Genomic DNA, 18,853 nt, shown 5'->3' on the forward strand with positions numbered 1-18,853 from the left:
ACCCGAACACGGTACTCGGCAGACTCCGGGCCGCCCTGGTGGAGGAGACCGAACGCGAGTGGCACCATCGTGGGCGATGTGCGGCGGGCAGGGAGCGCACTCGAAGGCGCGCAGGCGTTCAGGGGCCCGTCGGCGTCAGGTCCTGCAAGCCGACCACCCGCAGCAACTGCAAGCGCTCGTAGGACTCCGTGCCCGGACGGGCCGTGTGGATGACGAGTTGCTGGTTGTGGTCGGAGTTGACGAGGATCTCGCAGTCGAGTTCGAGGATGCCGATTACAGGGTGCCGGAAGCGTTTCGTGGAGGCGCGGCGCACGGCCACCTCGTGTTCGTCCCAGAGGCGGGCGAACTCCTCGCTCCCGGCGCGTAGTTCGGCGACGAGAGCGGCGGGTTCGAGGTCCGTGGGGCGGGCCGAGGCCACCGCTCGCAGGCCGGCCACCTGCTCGCGGGCGCGCTGCGGACGGTCCTCGGGCGGGAACAGCTCCTGGGCCGCCGGGTCCAGGAAGAAGCGACGGATCATGTTGCGTCCTCGGGGCGGTCGGGCCAGGAGGTCCCCGCTCAGCGCCCGTGACAGCGCGTTCTGGGCCAGGACCTCACCGCAGTCGGTCGCCACCATGGCCGGGGTGTCGTGCAGCCGGTCCAGCACCAGGAGCAGGCCCGGACGCACGTGCGCGCTGGTCTGCTCCCGGCGCGGCGGCTGTTCACCGGTGAGGTGGAAGAGGTGGTCGCGTTCGTCCTCCGTCAGACGCAGGGCGCGGGTCAGCGCGGTGAGCATCTGGCGGGACGGGCGCGGGCCCCGGGACTGTTCCAGCCGCGTGTAGTAGTCCACGGACATGCCGGCCAGCTGGGCCACCTCCTCGCGGCGCAGCCCCTGCGTACGGCGGCGGGCGCTGGCCGTGAGGCCCACGTCGGAGGGGGCCAGGCGGGCGCGGGCGCGGCGCAGGAAGTCGGCGAGTTCGGCTCGGTTCACCTTCCCAGGGTGCGGGAGGCCGGCCGCCTTATCCAGGGACTCCCGGTCCCCTGATGAAGAGGTCTCTCCCCCTCGTGTCCGCATCCGCCGAGGCTGGTCGTCGACGACAGGCGACACAGTGCGTGAGGAGCACATCATGCTGACTCTGGTGACCGGTACGACGGGACAGGTCGGACGCCGCTTCGTGCCGAGGCTGCTGGCCCAACGACAGCCGGGAGAGCAGGTGCGCGTCCTGGTACGGGACGCTGCCCGCGGCGAGCGCTTCGCGGAGCTGGGCGCCCAGGTCGCCGTAGGAGACATGCGCGAGGAGGACACACTCGGCAAGGCGCTCGCCGGCGTGGACGCCGTCGTGAACGTCGCCGCCTCCTTCCGCGGGGTGCCGGACGAGGAGGCGTGGGCCGTCAACCGGGACGCCGCGGTGGCCCTGGGCCGCGCCGCGCAGGCCTTGGGCGTGGAGCGGTTCGTGCAGGTCAGCACGAACAACGTGTACGGCGTCGGACGTGGCCGCCCGCTGACCGAGGAGGACGAGAGCCGGCCGGGCGGCGCGATGTGGGGTGCCTATCCAGAGTCCAAGGCCGAGGCCGAGCGCGAACTGCTCGCGCTCAAGGGTCTGGACGTACGCATTGGACGGCTCCCCTTCGTCTACGGCGAGGGCGACCCGCACCTCGCCGACGTCCTGCACTGGGCTGACCGTTGGGCTCCGCACCAGCGACTGCAGATGGCCCACCATGCGGACGTCGCCCAGGGCCTGATGCGCCTGCTGTACGCGCCGGGCATCGCCGGACGGATCTACAACATCGCCGATGACGCCCCCGTCACGACGGTCGAGCTCTATCAGCTCAACGGCGTCGAGGTGCCCGCAGGGCTCCGCGAGCTCACAGACCCCGACCCGTGGTTCGGGATCACGTCCAACCAGCGGATCCGTCGGGAACTCGGCTTCCGGCCGATCTACCCGAGCGTCTGGACGGCCCGGGACGCCGGAGCCCTGTGACGACCGGCCCGGACAAGGACCACGCCGGCACCCGCATCATCGACGGATATGCGGGGGTCACTGACGAGACCTGGGCCCGGGTGCGCGAGCACTACGACGAGGAACAGGCCACCGCTCTCGTCTCCCTCGTCGCCGTGATCAACGCGACCGACCGCCTCGGCGTGATCCTCAACGACCAGGGTGGATCCTACGTGCCCGGCACCCTGACCACCGTCGCCGGTTGATGCGCCGGGACCTGCCCCGATCGAGGGATCGGGGCCGGTCCCGGTCGTGCAGGAGCGGTCGGGAATCAGGGCCTGTGGTGGAAGTCCCGCCTTCCTCTCGGTCGAGCGGCGGGATCTTTGCATCAGGTGCTGGGCATACCGGGCATCCCGGTGGGGCCTGTCAGCTCGTGGTCGGCAGCGCGCTTTCCAGGAGGGTCTCTGCCGCTGTCCGCGCGTGCCGGCCGTAGTTCGACTCGCCCAGCACCATGGCGCGGCTGGCGGCGCCGTCCGCGAGGGTCACGAGTTGCTCGGCGAGGGCGGCGGGCTCGCGGCAGCCCAGTTCCGCTACCAGGTCGGTCACCAGCCGCACCATCAGCAGTTTCTGTTCGCGGGCGTAGGAGTGGACCGCGTGCTGGGGGTCGGGGAACTCCGCGGCGGCGTCGATGAACGGGCATCCGCGCACGGGATCCGTGCCGGTCGGGGGCGGGTCGAACAGTGCGAGGATTCGCTCCTTGGCGGGAACGTCCTCGCGTGCCAGCACACCCTCCAGGGTGCGTCCCGTCGAGGTGAGGTCCTTGAGATGGGCGAGGACCAGCTCGTCTTTGGTCCTGAAGTGCGCGTAGAGGGTGCGCTTGGACACCGGCGCCCGCTCCGCGATCTGCTCCATGCCGGTCGCGTTGATCCCCTGGGCCGCGAACAGTCCGGCCGCGGCGGCCAGGATGCGCTCCCGCCCTCCGCGTCCCGGCCGTCGAGACGCCGTCGTCATCGTGGTCATGACGTAAGTATACGTTCCTGTTTACTTCGGAGGGGATGGCTGGCTATGGTGCCACTTCAGGTAAACGATCGCGTTTACTTTGGTGATCCTGAGGAGAGTTCCATGAGTGGACCGGTCTTCACCCGGGCACGCACGAGCGAGGCGCCCATCGGCGGGACACGGCCGGGCGGGACGCGAACGTCGGAGTACGCCGAGCAGCTGATCCGCGGGCGCCGCGCGACCCGCGCATTCCGTCCCGACCCGGTACCCGAGGACACTCTGCGCGAGGTCTTCTCCCTGGCCGGCACCGCGCCGTCCAATTCCAACGCGCAGCCGTGGCGGGTCGAGGTGGTCAGTGGCGCACGGCGAGACCGTCTGGCCGACGCCCTGCGAACGGCCCACGCCGAGCGACGCGTCACGGCCGACTACCCGTACTCCGAGGACATGTACGCCCCCGTCCACCAGGAACGGCGGGCCGCCTTCGGTGCCGGTCTGTACGGAGCGCTGGGCATCGGCCCCGACGACCACCCGGCTCGCGCGGCCTACGACGCGGAAAGTCTGGGGTTCTACGGGGCGCCCCATGCCGCGTTCCTGTTCGTCACCGGCGACGGCGGGCCGCGACTGGCCGCCGACGCCGGCGCCTACCTGCAGACGCTGCTGCTGGCCATGACCGGCTACGGCGTGGCCAGTTGCCCCCAGGGCCTGCTCAGCTTCTACGCCGACACCGTCCGCGATCAGCTCGCAGTGGACGAGGGGAAGCTGCTTGTGGGTGTCTCCTTCGGCTACGCCGACGAGGACGCGCCGGTGAACCGGGTCGCGACCGGCCGGGCGGACCTGGAGGCAACCACCACGTTCCACGCCTAGAGTCGGTCCCGGAAGCGCTGGTCACAGCCACTCGTCGAGGGCTGTGACCAGCCTCCCTCGTCAGGCTGAACCGCTCCGGCGACGGTAGAACGCCGAGGGCCGGCATCAGCTCGCAGGGACGGGGTCAGGTCTGGTCCGGGGGGCGGTCCGGGACAGGGTCGGGCACCAGGAGCGAGCAGGTTTCCCCGGGCGCGATGGTCACCGCCCGATCGACGAGCATCACGCGAATCGGGGATTCCTCCGAGTCCGGCACGCTGATTTCCAGTTCCCCGCTGCGACGGCGTATGCCTACGCCCCAGTGACCGCGATAGTGCACCGTGAACCCGTACTCGGAGAGGGCCGGCAGAGGCACCGGGTCCAGCCACAGGGCGTCCTCACGTGTCTCCAGCCCTGACAGGCCGCGCTGGACCAGGTCGAGAGTCCCGGCCATGGCCCCGAGATGGATACCCTCGCCGGTCGTGCCGCCCTGGATGTCGGCAACGTCCGCCTCCAGTGCCTCGTGGACGTACTGCCATGCGTCGGCGCGTCTGGCCCGGGCGAGGACGAAGCCGTGGACGAGTTCGCTGAGGGTGGAGCCGTGGCTGGTGCGCTGGAGGTAGTAGTCCACGGTTCTGCGCCAGACGTCGTCGTCCAGGGCGTACCCGAGACGCAGGAACAGCGCTCCGAGCTCGGCGGGTGAGAACAGGTAGCCGAGCATCAGGACGTCGGCCTGCTTGGACGCCTTGTAACGGTTGGCCGTGTCGCCCTCTGCTTCCAGGATCCGGTCCAACCTGCGAATGGTGCTGTAGCGCGCGCGGTAGGCCTCCCAGTCCAGTTCGACGAGGTCGTCGTAGCCCTCGAACTGGCTGATGACTCCCCGGTGGAACGGCACCCGCAGCCGGCGGGAGACCTCCTCCCACTCCTGCAGCTCGCCGACGTCGAGCCGGAGCCGGTCGAGCAGTTCCCCGCGGCGCCATGCGGGCAGACTTCGCACGAGTTGCAGGGTGCGGGTGAGGACCCAGGCCGCAGTGACGTTGGTGTAGGCGTTGTCGTCCAGTCCCGGCAAGGCGGCACCCGGGTAGCCGTCGTGGTACTCGTCGGGGCCGACGACACCGCGGATTCGGTAGCGGCCGGTCTCGGGGTCGAAGGCGGCCAGGTCCGCCCAGAAACGGGAGATCTGCAGCAGCATCTCCGCGCCCCTGGTGTGCAGGTACTCCGTGTCGCCGGTGGCCTCGCAGTACTGCCAGACGTTGTAGGCGACCGCGGAACCCACGTGGTGCTGGAGGCGGGAGTGGTCGGGCAGCCAGCGGCCCGACGTCGGGTTGAGGTGCCATTCCTGGGACTCCTCACGGCCGTCGCTGCCGCTCTGCCACGGGTACATCGCGCCGGACCGACCTGTCACAGCAGCTGTTCTGCAGGCCCGCGGGAGGCGACGATAACGGTAGTTCAGCAGAGACCGGGAGATTTCCGGGAAGTGCAGGTTGAGGTACGGGAGTACAAAGAGTTCGTCCCAGAACACATGGCCCCGGTACGCCTCGCCGTGCAGGCCACGGGCGGGCACTCCCACGTCAAGGTCCGCGGTGTTGGGTGACAGCGTCTGCAGGACGTGGAAGAGGTGGAAGCGCAGGATGCGGCCGGCTTCGCCGGGCACCTGGATGTCGGCGCGCCGCCACAGCCGTTCCCACGCGGCGCCATGGGAGTCCAGCAGGGTGGCGAAGTCCGGTGCTGTGGTCACCCGGTCGACCGCTGCGCCGAGCGGATCGCTGATCGCCGTGTCGCGCGAGGTGTGGAGCGCCACGGTCTTGTCCACGGTGACGGTTCGGTCTGGTGAGAAGGCGATCACCAGACGGTGGACCGCGCGTTGGCGGGCTGGGCGAAGCACCGACGAGGCCGGAGCCCCGTCGGCGATGACCGTCGTCCGGGCGGCCAGGGCGACGGAGATGTCCGACGTGTTGGTCCGGCAGGTCAGGGAGACCGTGTGGGGCTCGTGGACACCGGTGCGCACATGGGTCACATGGTGGCGGTCCAGGGCGCGGTAACGGTGCACGTTGCCGTTGATCACCTCGCCGTCGATCGAGCTTTCGATCTCGATCTCGCCCGACCAGTCCGCGGCCGTGATGACCGTGCGCAGCGCGGCCAGGTGGGGATCCCCCATATGCACCAGGCGGATCTGCTCGACGCTGAGCTCACCCCTCTCGTCCATCCGGTGGCGGAAGGACCGGGTGAGCGTGCCGCGGCGCAGATCCAGGGTGTGCCTGTGGTCCAGAAGGGCGTGCGTGCTGGGAGAGATCCACGGGCCCCACGCTCCCTGGGCGTGGCGCAGACGCAGACGGAGAAACAGCCAGTTCGGGAGGTTGACCAGATCCTCGTTCACCACACGCCGCCCCGTCACTGTCGACCCCAGGCGGTCGTAGCAGCCGGCCACATAGGTCGCCGGGTAGTGCACCAGATCGGCCCGGCGCTCGGGCAGCGCGCCCCGCGTGGCGAAGTATCCGTTGCCGAGGGTGCAGAGGGCTTCGCGCAATCGTTCGGCGGCGGGGTCGTAGCCCGTCCACTGCCACGTCCACTCCGGCATGCGCCACACTTCCTATCCTCCGGAGGCCCTGGAAGCCCAAGTACGTGCGGTGGACCAGAGCGAACGCCTCGGGTCCCGCCGGCAGCAGCGCCGACACGGCGTCCTCGGCCAGGCTTGTGGGCCGGATCGACAGCCACATCTGACGCTCACCACCGGCCCATGGGGTGGTGTGGGCCTGCTGGGCGAGCCTGCGTACGGCCTCGGGACCGGTCACCACGCCGGCGGGGCCGACGGCGAGCACACTCCAGCCCTGGCTCAAGGCGTCGTCCACGTGATCGACCTCGAAGGCGACCTCCGTCTCCGCTGCCGCTGCGGCCACGGAGTCGGGCGCGCTTCGGAAGACGACGGCGTCGTCGACGATCTCACCGTCGCGCCTGGCGGCGCCGGTCGCCGGACTGTCGACGACGAGTTGATCGCCGAGGTGCGCTCGCATGATCGCCGCTCTCTCCTCAGAATGGTGCTGTATCCAACCTGCCATGCGGGCCACACCGCCGCACGGGGCGGCTGCCCCGTCTCCGCGAGGTGGGCGGCAACGTTCCCGGGAGGCGACATGCACCACCGAACGGTCGAGGAGCTCATGAGCCGGGACGTCGTCCGGGCACGGCGTGACACGCCGTTCAAGGAGCTCGTCAGACTCCTGGAGGAGAACGGCGTCACCGCCGTGCCCGTGGTGGACGAGCTGGACCGTCCGCTGGGTGTGGTGTCCGAGGCCGACCTGCTCCGCAAGAGCGCCGACCAGGCCGATCCGTCGGGCAGGACACCCATCCCGCACCTGGAGGCCTGGGAACGGGCCAAGGCCGAGGGCTCCCGTGCCGAGGAACTGATGTCCGCTCCCGCGGTGTGCGCACGTCCGGAGTGGACCGTGGTCGAGGCCGCCCGCCTCATGGAGACCCAGAACGTCAAACGACTGCCTGTGGTGGACGAGACGGACCGGCTCCTGGGCATCGTGAGCCGTGGTGATCTGCTGAGGGTCTTCCTCCGCCGTGACGAGGCCATTCGCGAGGAGATCACCGGCGACCTGCTGCGGCGCACCTTGGGACTTGATCCACGAGACGTGAGCGCGGAGGTGCGCGACGGGCGGGTGACGCTCGCCGGCACTGTCGAGTACAGGAGTCTGATTCCCGTCATCGAGCAGTTGTGCCGTGGCGTCGACGGCGTGGTGTCGGTGTCAGGGGATCTCTCCCACCGGAAGGACGACTCGCGGGACGCGTCCAGCGACAGTTGAGCCCGTCGGGATGTGCGCCTTCGTGGTCCCGCCGTCGTCTTCGGAGAGGTGGAGACGCACGCTGCACTGTCCGGTGTGCGACATCGTTCTCTCCTCGTCTGTGTGCCGCGCGCCGCTGGAGTCCGAGCAGCGGTGCCCAGGGGACCGCGCCGTATGGGCCGGCTGGGAACCAGGTGAATGGCATCGAGCCGGCCACTGGGCGGCCCCTCGGTCTTTACCACCGTCAGACGACGGCGTTTCTGGGCCACAGGGCCGGAAGTCCCCATCGAGCTGGCGACCCGCCTGGAAGCCGGCTGCGTCCCGCACGCCTCATGGCGGGGCGGTCACGGTCCGGGGGACGACGACGGGGCACGGTGCGTGATGCAGCAGTGCGTGGTTGGTCACGCCGAGCTGCAGGCCCGGATGCGCGCTGCCCCGTCGCCGTCGTGCGACGCGAGGCGCGGTCATGACCGGTCGGCAGCAGTCCTGTCGACCAGAAACCGTGCCGAGTCGGACAGCGTGGTCAACTCCGGGTAGTCCTCCTCGTCGATACGAGCTCCGGTGCGCTCGGACAGAAGTTCGATCAGGCTGAGGAAATCCAGCGAATCCAGTTCGAGCACGTCGCGGAACTTGTCGTCCGGTCGAACCAGAGCGAAGTCGGCGTCGGGGACGATCTGCGTGATCGACTCCTTGATCACCGACAGAGCCTCCGCGTTGTTCAGGGGCTTCATCTGACTCACAGCTCCTCGGGTTGCTGCAGCAGGCGCTCGACCGCCGTGAGGTAGCGCGCCCCCACGGCTCCGTCCGTGGCCCGGTGGTCAGCGGCCAAGGTCGCGGTCACCACCGGACGCACGCCGAGCATGCCGTTCGCGGCCCAGGGCCGCTCGACGACCGCTCCGAAGCCGACCAGGGCTACCTGGGGCGGGTGTACGACCCCGAACACCGCCTCCACGCCCTGGTCGCCCAGGTTGGTGACGGTCAGGGTGGCGCCGGTCGTCTCACTGCCGCGCAGCCGTCCGCGGCGGGCTCGCTGGACGAGGTCCTTGAGGCGGCCCATGAGGGCGTCGAGCGGCAGTGTGTCGGCGCGGTGGATCACCGGCGCGAGCAGTCCGCCCTGCCGGAGCGACACCGCGACGCCCAGGTTGATCTCGGAAGCGGGGGCGAATCCGTTGTTCCGCCAGTAACCGTTGAGAGTCGGCACCTCGCGTGCTGCCAGGGCGGCGGCTTTGAGGAGCAGGGCCGCGGGCACGAGGCGGTCGGCGGGCGGACGACCGCGGTTGATCCGGCGCAGCCAGTCCTGGGCCGCCGCGAGGTCGACGGCGGTGGACAGGTAGTAGTGCGGGATCTCCCGGTTGGAGCGGCTCATGAGGTCGGCGATGGCACGACGCCTGGCGTCCGTACGGTCCTCCGGGCGGCTGTCCTTTCGTACGGCCGCGTCCGGACGCGTGTCGCCCGTCAGCGGGCTGCGACCGGGCCGCCCGGGTGCGTTTCCTCCGACAGGGGAGCGCATGGCCATGCCCACGTCCGCCGCCCGCACGGCCCCGTCCTCCCCGGTGCCCCGCACTGTCGCCAGGTCGACGCCGAAGTCGTGGGCGAGGCGCCGTGCGTACGGGGTGGCCCGCACCCTCGGTGCAAGCTGCGGCTGGGCGTGCTCCACGTCGGCGCGTGTGATCCGGCCGCCCGGACCGGTGCCGAGCAGTGTCGTCAGGTCGACACCGCGCAGAACGGCCAGGTGCCGAACGAGCGGACCGGCGCCGACCACGGAATCGGCTCCACCGGACGGCTTCGGGGGCGCGTGTACGTGCTCGTCGGTCGGCTCCTTCCGGGCTGCGGAGGGTGCCGGCTCCGAAGTCGCCCCGGGCTTGCGGGCCGCCTTCTTCCGAGGCCCCGGACGCTGGTGCCGTGCGGCTGGTTGCTGGCCGGCCGCCGTGCGCGTGGGCGCCTTGCCCGCGACGGCCTCCCCGAAGCCCGCCCGCTGGTCCGGCACGGCTTGGTCCTCGATCAGCGCGAGCGGGGTCCCCACAGGTACCCGGGTACCGGGCTCGACGAGCAACTGCCCCACGGTCCCGGACTCGAAGCACTCGACCTCGATGGCGGCCTTGTCCGTCTCCACGACCGCCATGACATCACCCTTGTGCACCCGGTCCCCGGGACGCACGAGCCATTCCTGCAGCAGCCCTTCGTCCATGTCCGCACCGAGCGAGGGCATGGTGAACGCGGTCATCTCAGCCCGACCTTCCGGCCACCGGTCGCCGTTCCGCCCCGTTGGCTCCGACCGGCGCCGGTTCGCCCACGGCGCGGTGTGCGGCTGCGACGATTCCGCCGACCTGAGGCAGCGCAGCCTCCTCCAGCCTGCGCGCGTACGGCATGGGCACCTCGGCGCTGCACACCCGCTCGACGGGGGCGTCGAGGTCGTAGAAGTGCTCCTCCGTGAGACGCGCGGAGATCTCCGCGGCGAGGCTGCCGGTGCGCCAGCCCTCGTCGATGACGACGGCACGGTGTGTGCGCGCCACAGACTCGCCGATGGTGGCGTCGTCAAGGGTGCGCAGGGTGCGCAGGTCGACGACCTCGGCGCCGATGCCGCTTCCGGCGAGGTCGTCGGCCGCGGCCAGGGCTTTGGGCAGGGAGCCACCGTACGTGATCAGGGAGACGTCGGTACCGGGCCGGCGGACGGCCGCGTGGTCGATGTCGACAGGCCCCGCGTCGGCGGGTAGCACGCCCGAGACGTTGTAGAGGGCGCCGTGCTCGAAGATCAGCACCGGGTCCGGGTCGGCGAGCGCGGGTGCCAGCATGTACCGGGCGTCGGTGAGGGTAGCCGGGGTGAGGACCCGGAGGCCGGGGATGTGCGCGTACCAGCCCTCCAGGCTGTGCGAGTGCTGGGCCGCGAGCTGTCGCCCCGCACCCGTGGTCATGCGGATCACGATCGGTACGGACAGCTGGCCGCCCGACATGTGCAGCAGGGTCGCCGCGTTGTTGAGGATCTGGTCCAGGGCCAGCAGGCTGAAGTTGACCGTCATGATCTCGACGATCGGCCGCATACCTGCCAGGGCCGCACCGATACCGGCGCCCACGAACGCCGACTCGGACAGCGGGGCGTCGCGGATCCGTTCGGGCCCGAACTCCTCCAGCAGGCCGAGGCTGACGCCGAAACAGCCGCCGTACCGGCCCACGTCCTCACCCATCAGGAACACACGCTCGTCCGTGCGCAGCGCTTCGCGCAGGGCCTCCCGCATCGCGTCCCGATAGGTCGTCTCCCGGTCGTCGGGCGCGGTGGGTTCGGCGGTACGCGCGCGGGTCGTGGTCATGGCCGGCTCGCCTCCGGGCTGGTGACGTACTTCAGCAGATCCTCGACCGGTTCCTCGGGAGCCTGATCGGCGGCCTCGACAGCGCGGTCGATCTCGGCGGCCAGGCGCTCCTCCATGGCGGTGCGGGCCTTCTCGGTCAGCGCCTCCGCCTCGCGCAGTCGTCGGGCGAGTCCTTCTACCGGGTCGCGTTCCTTCCAGTGCTCGATCTCGGACTTGTCGCGGTAGCGGTCGGGGTCGTACATGGAATGGGCGCGGAAGCGGTACGTGCGCGCCTCCAGGAAGTGCGGTCCGGTTCCGGCACGCACCCCTTCGGCCGCCTTCCGGGCGGCGTCCTCCACTGCGAAGACGTCCATGCCGTCGACGGCCCAGGCGACCATGCCGTACCCGGCGGCACGCAGCGCGAGGTCGGTCCGGGCCTGGTGCCGGGCCAGGGCGGTGCCCATCGCGTACAGGTTGTTCTCGCAGACCAGCAGCAGCGGCAGCCCCCACAGCGCGGCGAGGTTGGCGGTCTCGTGGAACTCGCCCTCTGCGAAGGCGCCGTCGCCGAAGAAGCAGCAGGTGACACGATTGCGGCCGGTCATGCGGTCGGCGAGGGCGAGACCGGCCGCGAGCGGGAGTCCGCCGCCGACGATCGCGTTGCCGCCGTAGAAACGGCGGCCGGCGTCGAAGAGGTGCATCGAGCCGCCACGGCCCCGACTGCAGCCGGTGACCTTGCCGAACATCTCCGCCATGATCGCCTCGGCCGGAACCCCACGGGCGAGTGCGTGCCCGTGTTCGCGGTACGTCGACACGACCGCGTCGTCTGCCGTGAGTGCCTCGTTGACGCCGACGGCGACCGCTTCCTCACCTATGTAGAGGTGCATGAAACCCCGGATGCGCGCCGCGCTGTACAGCTCCACGCAGCGTTCCTCGAACCGGCGCACGCGCAGCATCGACTCCAGCAAGGCCAGCCGGTGCTCGGCAGCTTGACGGTTCGGCCGGGAGGCGGTGCGCGGTGAGCGAAGGGTGTGGGTAGCACTCATGCGGGCTGCTCCGTCCGCTGCGTGGAGGGGGCCGCCTCCAAGGTGGAGTCCTCCAGGGTGGAGACGTCGCCCTCGGGCAGGCCCAGTTCACGGGCCCGCAGCAGGCGGCGCATGACCTTGCCGCTGCGGGTGTGCGGCAGGTGCTGGTCGAAGGCGATCTCGCGGGGCGCCACGGCCGGGCCCAGCCGGCGCCGGGCGAAGGCCAGCAGTTCCTGACGCATCGGGGCGGTCGCGTCGAAGCCCGGCCGCAGCGTGACGAAGGCCTTCACGATGTACCCGGCGACGGGATCGGGGCGGCCGATGACGCCGGACTCGGCGACCGCCGGGTGCTCCATCAGGGCGCTCTCGACTTCGAAAGGACCGATGAGGTGGCCCGCCGACTTGATGACGTCGTCGGCGCGTCCGACGAACCAGTACCAGCCGTCGGTGTCGCGTCGTACGAGGTCGCCGGTGAGGTACCAGCCGTCCGCGAAGGCCGCCGCGGTGCGTGGCTCGTCGTGCAAGTAGCCGCGGAACATGGACGGCCAGCCGGGCCGGAGCGCCAGTTCTCCCTCCACTCCGGGCTCTTCCAGTACGGTGACGTGTCCGTCGGCGACCTCGGCCCGGCCGTCCTCGCCGCGCCGCAGCACCGCCGCCTCCACACCGGGCAGCGGGCGCCCCATCGAGCCGGGGCGGATGTCGCAGGCGGCGAAGTTGGCGATCATGATGGCGCCGGTCTCGGTCTGCCACCAGTTGTCGTGCACCGGCAGCCCGAGCACGTCCCGTCCCCACAGCACGGCCTCCGGGTTGAGCGGCTCGCCGACCGACGCGATGAACCGCAGCGCGCTCAGGTCGAACGAGCGGGGCAGGTCGTAGGGGCCGGTCCTCGGCGTCGTGCGCATCAGCATGCGCAGGGCGGTGGGCGCCGTGTACCAGACGTTCACCCGCTGCTCGGCGAGGATCCGGTACCAGCGTCGGGCGTCATAGTCGCCCTCGTCCACCACGACCGTCACACCGTGCATGAGAGGGGCGATGATCCCGTAGGACATCCCGGTGACCCAGCCTGGGTCGGCCGTGCACCAGTACACGTCCTCCTCGTGCAGGTCGAGGGCGTACAACGCGGTCATGTAGTGGGCCACAGCCGCCTCATGCACGTGCACCGCACCCTTGGGAATGCCTGTCGTGCCGCTCGTGAAGTGCAGCAGGGCCATGTCGTGCGGGGAGGTGGGCGGAATGGTGAAGGTGTCGGCCGCGTCGGCCAGCAGCGCCGCGAGGGACAGCGTGCCGGGCAGGTCGTCCGGGTCCTCGCCGACGATCAGCACGTGGCGCAGGGCGGCAAGCCTTTCGCGTTGCCCGGCGATCTTCTTGCGGTACAGGTCCGCCGTGGTGACCAGCACCTGTGCGTCGCTCAGCGTCATCCGCTGGAAGACCGGGTCCGGTCCGAAGGCGGAGAACAGCGGGCAGAGGACACTGGTGTTCTTCAGCGTGCCGAGGACCACGGTGTACAGCTCGGGGCAGCGCCCCAGCAGCGTCACGACCCGGTCCCCGTGACCGATCCCGAGGCCGCGGAGCACGTTGGCGAACCGCGCCGTCGAGCGGGCCAGATCCCCGTAGGTCATGGAGGTGACGGAATCGTCCCGCCCGACACAGCGCAGCGCGACCGCAGTCGCCCGGCCCGATGCCACGTGCCGGTCGACGGCCTCGTGGGCGATGTTCAGTCCCCGTGCGTCGGGCAGCCCCGCCAGCCTGCTCCGCGCCGCCTGCCACGAGAAGTCCGCGCACTCCTTGTCGTAGTCGCGCAGAGTGGGGACGACGCGCGGCGGGGTGTCCTTCCGGATGGTCTCCCATGGCATGGCGGCCCTCCTTCCTCCGGGCCTTCTTCGACCATCCGTCCGGTCGGTTCCGTCCGCACTGGGTCGAACGGCCCCCTTCCGCGGCCGGACGGCTCCGGTCCCGGCTTCCGCCCCGGGGCCGCCGTCGTACGCGACACGATGGCGGCCGCAGACGACCAGAGGACCGGCCGGCGCAGAGCGCGGGAACGCCATGGCGCCCACGCCCGGCAACGTGAACCGGAACCGCGGCGGCATACCGGTTCACTCCCCCGAGAGCGTGGTCCAGCAATCGGCTCGGCCGAGCCACAGGAGAACGGTTGTCGGCTCGTCTGCGGTCAAGGGGACCAACGGCCCCCGCAGACGTGCCCATGTGGCTCTGTCGGCGCGGCGCTGTACCGGCAAGGCTGCCGTCGTGGGCTGAGGGGAGGTAGGGGGCCCGATGCGCCGTCCGTCGTGCTGAAGGAGGTCGGCCATGAGTGCTGACACCGATGTGAACGCCGTCCCGCCCCCCGCGTCCGAGGGGCTCGTGATGGGCAAGGACGGCATGGCCGCGCTCGTCGACGTGCTGGTCCGGCGCGGCTTCACCGTGATCGGCCCCACGGCCCGGGACGGTGCCATCGTGCTGTCGGAGCTGCGGTCGGCCGACGAACTGCCGTACGGATGGGGCGTGGAGCTGGAGGCCGGGCGGTACCGCCTGCGGGAGCGGTCGGACGGCGCCGCCTTCGCGAACGCGGCGGGGCCCCAGTCGTGGAAGTCCTTCCTGCATCCTGCGCGGGTGAGGGAGTGGAGCGCCGACCGGGTGGAGGGGGAGCTGGTCCTCACGGCGGACCAGGCCGCGCCTCCCCGCTATGCCTTCCTGGGCGTGCGTCCTTGCGATCTGCGGGCCGTCGCCATCCAGGACCGGGTGCTGATCGGTGGGGCATACCGCGATCCCCAGTATGAGGGGCGCCGCTCGGGGGCACTGCTGATCGTCGTCGAGTGCACGGAGCCCGGCGCCACGTGTTTCTGCGTCTCCATGGGCACCGGACCCGCTGCCGGCCCCGGCTACGACCTGGTGATGACCGAAGTGGTCGATGCGGACGGGCACCGCTTCTGGGTCCGCAGCGGCAGCGAGGAAGGAGCGGGGATTCTGGCCGAGCTGCCCGCTCGTCCGGCCGACGCCGAAACCCGGGAGAAGGCCCGTGCCGGCGTCACGGCCGCTGCGGATCGCATGGGACGGACCATGCCCGAAGCCGACCTGCGGGAGCTGATGGCCGGAACGCTCGACGCGCCACGCTGGGACGACGTCGCCGGCCGCTGCCTGACCTGCGGCAACTGCACCATGGTGTGCCCCACCTGCTTCTGCACCACCACCGAGGACGTCACGGACCTCACCGGTGACCACGCGGAGCGGTGGCGGCTGTGGGACTCCTGCTTCGACCTGGACTTCTCCCACCTGCACGGCGGCCCGGTCCGCGCCTCCGCGCGCAGCCGCTACCGGCAGTGGATGACCCACAAACTCGGCACCTGGTACGACCAGTTCGGCTCGTCCGGTTGCGTCGGCTGCGGACGCTGCATCGTGTGGTGCCCGGTCGGCATCGACATCACCGAGGAAGCCGCCGCCCTGCACGACTGGACCCGGTCCGGTGCAACGGCAGCGGAGCCGAAGGAAGGATGACCACCGTGCCGCCCCCCCTGCCGTACCGCGTCGCCGATGCCTGGGCCGAGACCGCCGACACCCGGTCGGTCGAGCTGGTGCCGGCCGGCGAAGCACTCGCGCCCTTCTCCCCGGGGCAGTTCGCTATGATCTACGCCTTCGGGGTCGGTGAGGTGCCCATCTCGGCCAGCGCCCTGCGCGGCCGTCACGGGGGTCTCGTGCACACCGTGCGCGCGGTCGGCGCGGTCTCGACCGCGCTGTACCGGCTGCGCCCGGGTGACAGCGTCGGACTCAGCGGACCGTACGGCACCGGCTGGGACCTCGAAGCGGCAGCTGGACACGACGTCCTGGTGATCGCCGGCGGCATCGGGCTGGCTCCGCTGCGGCCGGTCGTGCACACGGTCCTGGACCGGTCGGCCGAGTACGGTCGGCTCACCGTCCTGGTGGGTGCCCGCACCCCCGCCGACCTCGTCTTCCAGAGCGAGATCGAGAACTGGCGCGGCCCGCTCCGGGTGGAGGTGACCGTCGACCGCCCAGGGCCGGGCTGGAAGGGCGCGGTGGGCGTGGTCACCACGCTTCTGGACCGCCTCGATCTGCGCACCGAACGGACCTGCGCGCTGGTGTGCGGACCCGAGGTGATGATGCGCCACACCGCGCGTGACCTCGTGATACGGGGCCTGGTCCCGCACCGCGTCCAGGTGTCGTTGGAACGCAACATGCACTGCGCCACCGGCCACTGCGGCCACTGCCAGCTCGGCCCACTTCTGCTGTGCCGCGACGGGCCGGTCGTCGGCTACGACCGTGTGGCAGAGCTGCTCCTCGCGAGGGAGTTGTGACATGGTCACCGAACTCGGCCCGACCATCCGCACACGGCCGACGCTCGCCGTGTGGAAGTTCGCCTCCTGCGACGGCTGCCAGCTGACCCTCCTCGACTGCGAGGACGAGCTCCTCGGCCTCACCGAGCGGGTACGGATCGACCACTTCGTGGAGATGACCCCGGCCGAGGGCGCCGAAGGGGGCCGCGCGGGACCGGAGGGCCGAGGGCCGTACGACCTCTCCCTGGTCGAAGGGTCGATCACCACCGCCGAGGACGCCGAGCGCATCCAGCACGTCCGACGCGTCTCCCGTCATCTGGTGACCATCGGCGCCTGCGCCACCGCGGGCGGCGTCCAGGCACTGCGCAACTTCGCCGACGTCGACGACTTCCTCGCAGCCGTCTACGCCCAGCCGGAGTACATCGCCACGCTGGAGACCTCGACCCCGATCTCGGCCCACGTGCCGGTCGACTTCGAACTGCGCGGCTGCCCGATCGACCGCCGCCAGCTCCTCGAAGTCGTCACCGCCTATCTGGCCGGCCGCGAACCCCAGATCTCGAACCACAGTGTCTGCTTCGAGTGCAAGAGGCGTGGCACCACCTGCATCACCGTGGCCCACGGCACCCCCTGCCTGGGTCCCGTCACCCACGCGGGGTGCGGCGCGATCTGCCCCGCCTACGGACGCGGCTGCTACGGCTGCTTCGGACCGTCGAGCAAGCCCAACCTGCGCTCCATGATCGCGCAGCTGCGTCGCGACGGGATGAGCGAGCGGGACATCCAGCGTGTCTTCCGCACCTTCAACGCCGCGTCGCCGGAGTATGCCCCTGTAGCCGACCTCGCGGCCGAGGAGGAGCAGAACCCTCCGGCCTGACGGATCCCGCCCGGAAAGGCGCGCATGAACCATCGCGGAACCCGCGTCCTGCGACTGGACGCGCTGGCCAGGGTGGAAGGCGAGGCCTCCCTCCACCTACGTGTCGAGGGGAACACGGTCACCGAGGCGCGGCTGCGCATCTACGAACCGCCACGCTTCTTCGAGGCTTTCCTGACCGGCCGGGGCCACACCGAACCTCCTGACATCACCGCCCGCATCTGCGGCATCTGCCCGGTCGCCTACCAGATGAGTGCCTGCCGGGCGATCGAGGACGCCTGCGGTGTCACGGTGGACGGCCCTCTCGCAGACCTGCGCCGCCTGCTGTACTGCGGCGAGTGGATCGAGAGCCACACCCTGCACGTCTACCTGCTGCACGCCCCGGACTTCCTCGGGCGTGCGGACGTCGTGGGACTCGCCCGGGACCAGCGCGCAGCCGTCGAACGCGGCCTGAGGCTCAAGCAGGCCGGCAACGCGATCGTCGAGCAGCTCGGCGGGCGCCCCATCCATCCGGTGAACGTGCGGATCGGCGGTTTCTACCGCACCCCGGCACCGGACGAACTGCGCCCGCTGGCGGAACGGCTGCGGCAAGCCCGGGAGGACGCGCTGGAAACCGTCCGGTGGGTGGCGGCGTTCGACTTTCCCGACGCCGCGTGCGACCACGACCTGCTCGCACTGCGCGACCCAGGCCACTACGCCATCGACACGGGGGCACCGGTTGTCATGGCCGCCGACGGCAACGGCGGGGCGCCGAACGAGTTCCCCCTGTCCGCTTTCGAACAGCACGTCCGGGAAGGGCAGGTACCGCACTCCACCGCCCTGACGGCCACGCTCGACGGCCGTCGCTACCTCACCGGCCCGTTGGCCCGCTACGCGATCAACGGCCGTTGGCTTCACCCCGTGGCCGCCGAGGCGGCGCGGGACGCCGGGCTGGGCGACCCGTTGACGGGCGCCCTCTGCGACAACCCCTTCCGGAGCATCGTCGTACGCGCCGTCGAGGTGGTACAGGCCGTCGAGGAAGCGCTGCGGATCATCGACGGATACGAAAGACCTCCGCGGCCGGCCGTCGAGGTACCGCCTCGCCAGGGCGTGGGCTCCGGTGCCACCGAGGCGCCCAGGGGGTTGCTGTACCACCGCTATGCCCTCACCGGGGACGGCACGCTCACCGGGGTCCGCATCATCCCCCCCACGGCACAGAACCAGACGGCCATCGAGGCGGACGTACGCAGAGCGGTCCAGGCCCGCCTGGACTCGGCCGGGCCCGCTGTGGACGACGAGGAGCTCACGCACCTCTGCGAACGGGCCATCCGCAATCACGATCCCTGCATCTCGTGCGCCGCCCACTTCCTCGACGTGACCGTGGAACGCCGATGAACGGCCGGGTCGTGGTGATCGGTGTGGGCAACCCCCTGCGCGGTGACGACGGGGTCGGTCCGGCAACGGTGGAAGCGTTGCGCGGCCGTGTCCCGGATGACACCGTCCTGACAGTCAGCGACGGCGAACCCGCACGCATGCTCGACCTGTGGCGCGGTGCGGACACCGTGTACGTGGTGGAAGCCCTCCGGACACGGCCGGCCCGGCCGGGGGAGCTGCACACCCTGACCGCGGATGACGCGGCCAACCGGACATCGTCTACGGCGAGCACCCATGCGCTGGGCCTCGGAGAGTGCCTTGCCCTGGCGGAGGCGCTCGGGCAGCTGCCGCGCAGGCTCGTGGTGCACGCCATGGAGGTGGCGGACGTCGCACTCGGTGCGCCCCTGAGTGAAGCGGTGCGGTCGGCGCTCCCCGAACTGATCGACCGTGTCGTCGCTTCCGTTCGGCAGGCGCACGAACCGAACCGCGAGCAGTAGGGGGCCGAT

16 protein-coding genes and 2 pseudogenes are annotated in these 18,853 nt (G+C 70.8%); 9 read left to right on the forward strand and 9 right to left on the reverse strand.

Annotation, left to right across the window (positions count from 1 at the left end):
- Positions 1-118: 118 nt before the first annotated feature.
- Positions 119-967 (reverse strand): helix-turn-helix transcriptional regulator, encoded by an 849-nt coding sequence (locus tag AB0N63_RS16700; protein WP_365529646.1) that lies wholly within the window; start codon positions 965-967, stop codon positions 119-121.
- Between the two features lie 136 nt (positions 968-1,103).
- Between AB0N63_RS16700 and AB0N63_RS16705 the strand changes: the two genes are divergently transcribed.
- Both AB0N63_RS16705 and AB0N63_RS16710 read left to right on the forward strand, forming a co-directional pair.
- Entirely contained in the window at positions 1,104-1,958 is an 855-nt protein-coding gene (locus AB0N63_RS16705) for an NAD-dependent epimerase/dehydratase family protein (RefSeq protein WP_365529648.1), read from the forward strand.
- A gap of 26 nt (positions 1,959-1,984) precedes the next feature.
- Positions 1,985-2,182 (forward strand): annotated as a pseudogene (locus tag AB0N63_RS16710) (carboxymuconolactone decarboxylase family protein); the annotation flags it as partial.
- A 160-nt stretch (positions 2,183-2,342) separates the two neighbouring features.
- Here AB0N63_RS16710 and AB0N63_RS16715 read toward each other — a convergent pair.
- Complete coding sequence (locus AB0N63_RS16715; protein WP_365529650.1) at positions 2,343-2,936, reverse strand: TetR family transcriptional regulator; 594 nt, start codon at positions 2,934-2,936, stop codon at positions 2,343-2,345.
- Between the two features lie 102 nt (positions 2,937-3,038).
- On the opposite strand from AB0N63_RS16715, the gene AB0N63_RS16720 reads away from it, so the two are divergent.
- The gene (locus tag AB0N63_RS16720) at positions 3,039-3,779 is read left to right on the forward strand and encodes a nitroreductase family protein (protein WP_365529652.1); all 741 of its coding nucleotides are present in this window, start codon (positions 3,039-3,041) and stop codon (positions 3,777-3,779) included.
- Between the two features lie 124 nt (positions 3,780-3,903).
- Here AB0N63_RS16720 and AB0N63_RS16725 read toward each other — a convergent pair whose 3' ends face one another.
- Positions 3,904-6,333 (reverse strand): glycosyl hydrolase family 65 protein, encoded by a 2,430-nt coding sequence (locus tag AB0N63_RS16725; protein ID WP_365529654.1) that lies wholly within the window; start codon positions 6,331-6,333, stop codon positions 3,904-3,906.
- Between the two features lie 118 nt (positions 6,334-6,451).
- Positions 6,452-6,703: pseudogene (locus AB0N63_RS16730) on the reverse strand (pyridoxamine 5'-phosphate oxidase family protein); the annotation flags it as partial.
- A 180-nt stretch (positions 6,704-6,883) separates the two neighbouring features.
- Here AB0N63_RS16730 and AB0N63_RS16735 point away from each other — a divergent pair.
- Positions 6,884-7,558 carry a CBS domain-containing protein gene (locus AB0N63_RS16735; RefSeq protein ID WP_365529656.1) on the forward strand — a complete coding sequence of 225 codons (675 nt, stop codon included), beginning with the start codon at positions 6,884-6,886 and terminating at the stop codon, positions 7,556-7,558.
- A gap of 443 nt (positions 7,559-8,001) precedes the next feature.
- Here AB0N63_RS16735 and AB0N63_RS16740 read toward each other — a convergent pair whose 3' ends face one another.
- From AB0N63_RS16740 to acsA, 5 genes are read right to left on the reverse strand one after another with little or no spacing between them, the layout of a single operon-like run.
- Entirely contained in the window at positions 8,002-8,268 is a 267-nt protein-coding gene (locus tag AB0N63_RS16740) for an acyl carrier protein (RefSeq protein WP_365529658.1), read from the reverse strand.
- 5 nt (positions 8,269-8,273) lie between these two features.
- Entirely contained in the window at positions 8,274-9,761 is a 1,488-nt protein-coding gene (locus tag AB0N63_RS16745) for a dihydrolipoamide acetyltransferase family protein (RefSeq protein WP_365529660.1), read from the reverse strand.
- Position 9,762: 1 nt separating this feature from the next.
- On the reverse strand, positions 9,763-10,842 hold the full coding sequence (locus AB0N63_RS16750) for a pyruvate dehydrogenase complex E1 component subunit beta (protein ID WP_365529662.1): 1,080 nt from the start codon (positions 10,840-10,842) through the stop codon (positions 9,763-9,765).
- A complete protein-coding gene (pdhA, locus tag AB0N63_RS16755) occupies positions 10,839-11,864 on the reverse strand; it encodes a pyruvate dehydrogenase (acetyl-transferring) E1 component subunit alpha (RefSeq protein WP_365529664.1) in 1,026 nt (341 codons plus the stop codon). The genes AB0N63_RS16750 and pdhA overlap by 4 nt, the downstream gene beginning before the upstream one ends.
- Positions 11,861-13,696: an acetate--CoA ligase gene (gene acsA, locus AB0N63_RS16760; protein ID WP_365529666.1), complete on the reverse strand. Its 1,836-nt coding sequence runs from the start codon at positions 13,694-13,696 to the stop codon at positions 11,861-11,863. Before acsA ends, pdhA begins: the two co-directional genes overlap by 4 nt.
- Positions 13,697-14,147: 451 nt before the next feature.
- On the opposite strand from acsA, the gene AB0N63_RS16765 reads away from it, so the two are divergent.
- Genes AB0N63_RS16765 through AB0N63_RS16785 form a run of 5 tightly spaced genes read left to right on the forward strand, consistent with a single transcriptional unit; the run spans position 14,148 to position 18,844 of the window.
- Positions 14,148-15,332: a 4Fe-4S dicluster domain-containing protein gene (locus AB0N63_RS16765; RefSeq protein WP_365529668.1), complete on the forward strand. Its 1,185-nt coding sequence runs from the start codon at positions 14,148-14,150 to the stop codon at positions 15,330-15,332.
- On the forward strand, positions 15,329-16,147 hold the full coding sequence (locus AB0N63_RS16770) for an FAD/NAD(P)-binding protein (RefSeq protein ID WP_365529670.1): 819 nt from the start codon (positions 15,329-15,331) through the stop codon (positions 16,145-16,147). The genes AB0N63_RS16765 and AB0N63_RS16770 overlap by 4 nt, the downstream gene beginning before the upstream one ends.
- A gap of 1 nt (position 16,148) precedes the next feature.
- Positions 16,149-16,997 (forward strand): oxidoreductase, encoded by an 849-nt coding sequence (locus AB0N63_RS16775; protein ID WP_365529672.1) that lies wholly within the window; start codon positions 16,149-16,151, stop codon positions 16,995-16,997.
- Positions 16,998-17,021: 24 nt separating this feature from the next.
- Positions 17,022-18,368, forward strand: a complete 1,347-nt coding sequence (locus AB0N63_RS16780; RefSeq protein ID WP_365529674.1) for a nickel-dependent hydrogenase large subunit — start codon at positions 17,022-17,024, stop codon at positions 18,366-18,368.
- Positions 18,365-18,844, forward strand: a complete 480-nt coding sequence (locus AB0N63_RS16785; RefSeq protein ID WP_365529676.1) for a hydrogenase maturation protease — start codon at positions 18,365-18,367, stop codon at positions 18,842-18,844. The genes AB0N63_RS16780 and AB0N63_RS16785 overlap by 4 nt, the downstream gene beginning before the upstream one ends.
- The last annotated feature ends 9 nt before the right edge of the window (positions 18,845-18,853 follow it).

Origin of the sequence: Streptomyces sp. NPDC093260 (assembly GCF_040683715.1) — a bacterium.
In the GTDB taxonomy this organism is placed as follows: domain Bacteria; phylum Actinomycetota; class Actinomycetes; order Streptomycetales; family Streptomycetaceae; genus Streptomyces; species Streptomyces sennicomposti.

Bases quoted from the DNA above. Each gene is read 5' to 3' on its own strand.
- AB0N63_RS16705 (WP_365529648.1), top strand. From the start codon at position 1,104: ATGCTGACTCTGGTGACCGGTACGACGGGACAGGTCGGACGCCGCTTC.
- AB0N63_RS16715 (WP_365529650.1), bottom strand. From the start codon at position 2,936: ATGACCACGATGACGACGGCGTCTCGACGGCCGGGACGCGGAGGGCGG.
- AB0N63_RS16720 (WP_365529652.1), top strand. From the start codon at position 3,039: ATGAGTGGACCGGTCTTCACCCGGGCACGCACGAGCGAGGCGCCCATC.
- AB0N63_RS16725 (WP_365529654.1), bottom strand. From the start codon at position 6,333: ATGCCGGAGTGGACGTGGCAGTGGACGGGCTACGACCCCGCCGCCGAA.
- AB0N63_RS16735 (WP_365529656.1), top strand. From the start codon at position 6,884: ATGCACCACCGAACGGTCGAGGAGCTCATGAGCCGGGACGTCGTCCGG.
- AB0N63_RS16740 (WP_365529658.1), bottom strand. From the start codon at position 8,268: ATGAAGCCCCTGAACAACGCGGAGGCTCTGTCGGTGATCAAGGAGTCG.
- AB0N63_RS16745 (WP_365529660.1), bottom strand. From the start codon at position 9,761: ATGACCGCGTTCACCATGCCCTCGCTCGGTGCGGACATGGACGAAGGG.
- AB0N63_RS16750 (WP_365529662.1), bottom strand. From the start codon at position 10,842: ATGACCACGACCCGCGCGCGTACCGCCGAACCCACCGCGCCCGACGAC.
- pdhA (WP_365529664.1), bottom strand. From the start codon at position 11,864: ATGAGTGCTACCCACACCCTTCGCTCACCGCGCACCGCCTCCCGGCCG.
- acsA (WP_365529666.1), bottom strand. From the start codon at position 13,696: ATGCCATGGGAGACCATCCGGAAGGACACCCCGCCGCGCGTCGTCCCC.
- AB0N63_RS16765 (WP_365529668.1), top strand. From the start codon at position 14,148: ATGAGTGCTGACACCGATGTGAACGCCGTCCCGCCCCCCGCGTCCGAG.
- AB0N63_RS16770 (WP_365529670.1), top strand. From the start codon at position 15,329: ATGACCACCGTGCCGCCCCCCCTGCCGTACCGCGTCGCCGATGCCTGG.
- AB0N63_RS16775 (WP_365529672.1), top strand. From the start codon at position 16,149: ATGGTCACCGAACTCGGCCCGACCATCCGCACACGGCCGACGCTCGCC.
- AB0N63_RS16780 (WP_365529674.1), top strand. From the start codon at position 17,022: ATGAACCATCGCGGAACCCGCGTCCTGCGACTGGACGCGCTGGCCAGG.
- AB0N63_RS16785 (WP_365529676.1), top strand. From the start codon at position 18,365: ATGAACGGCCGGGTCGTGGTGATCGGTGTGGGCAACCCCCTGCGCGGT.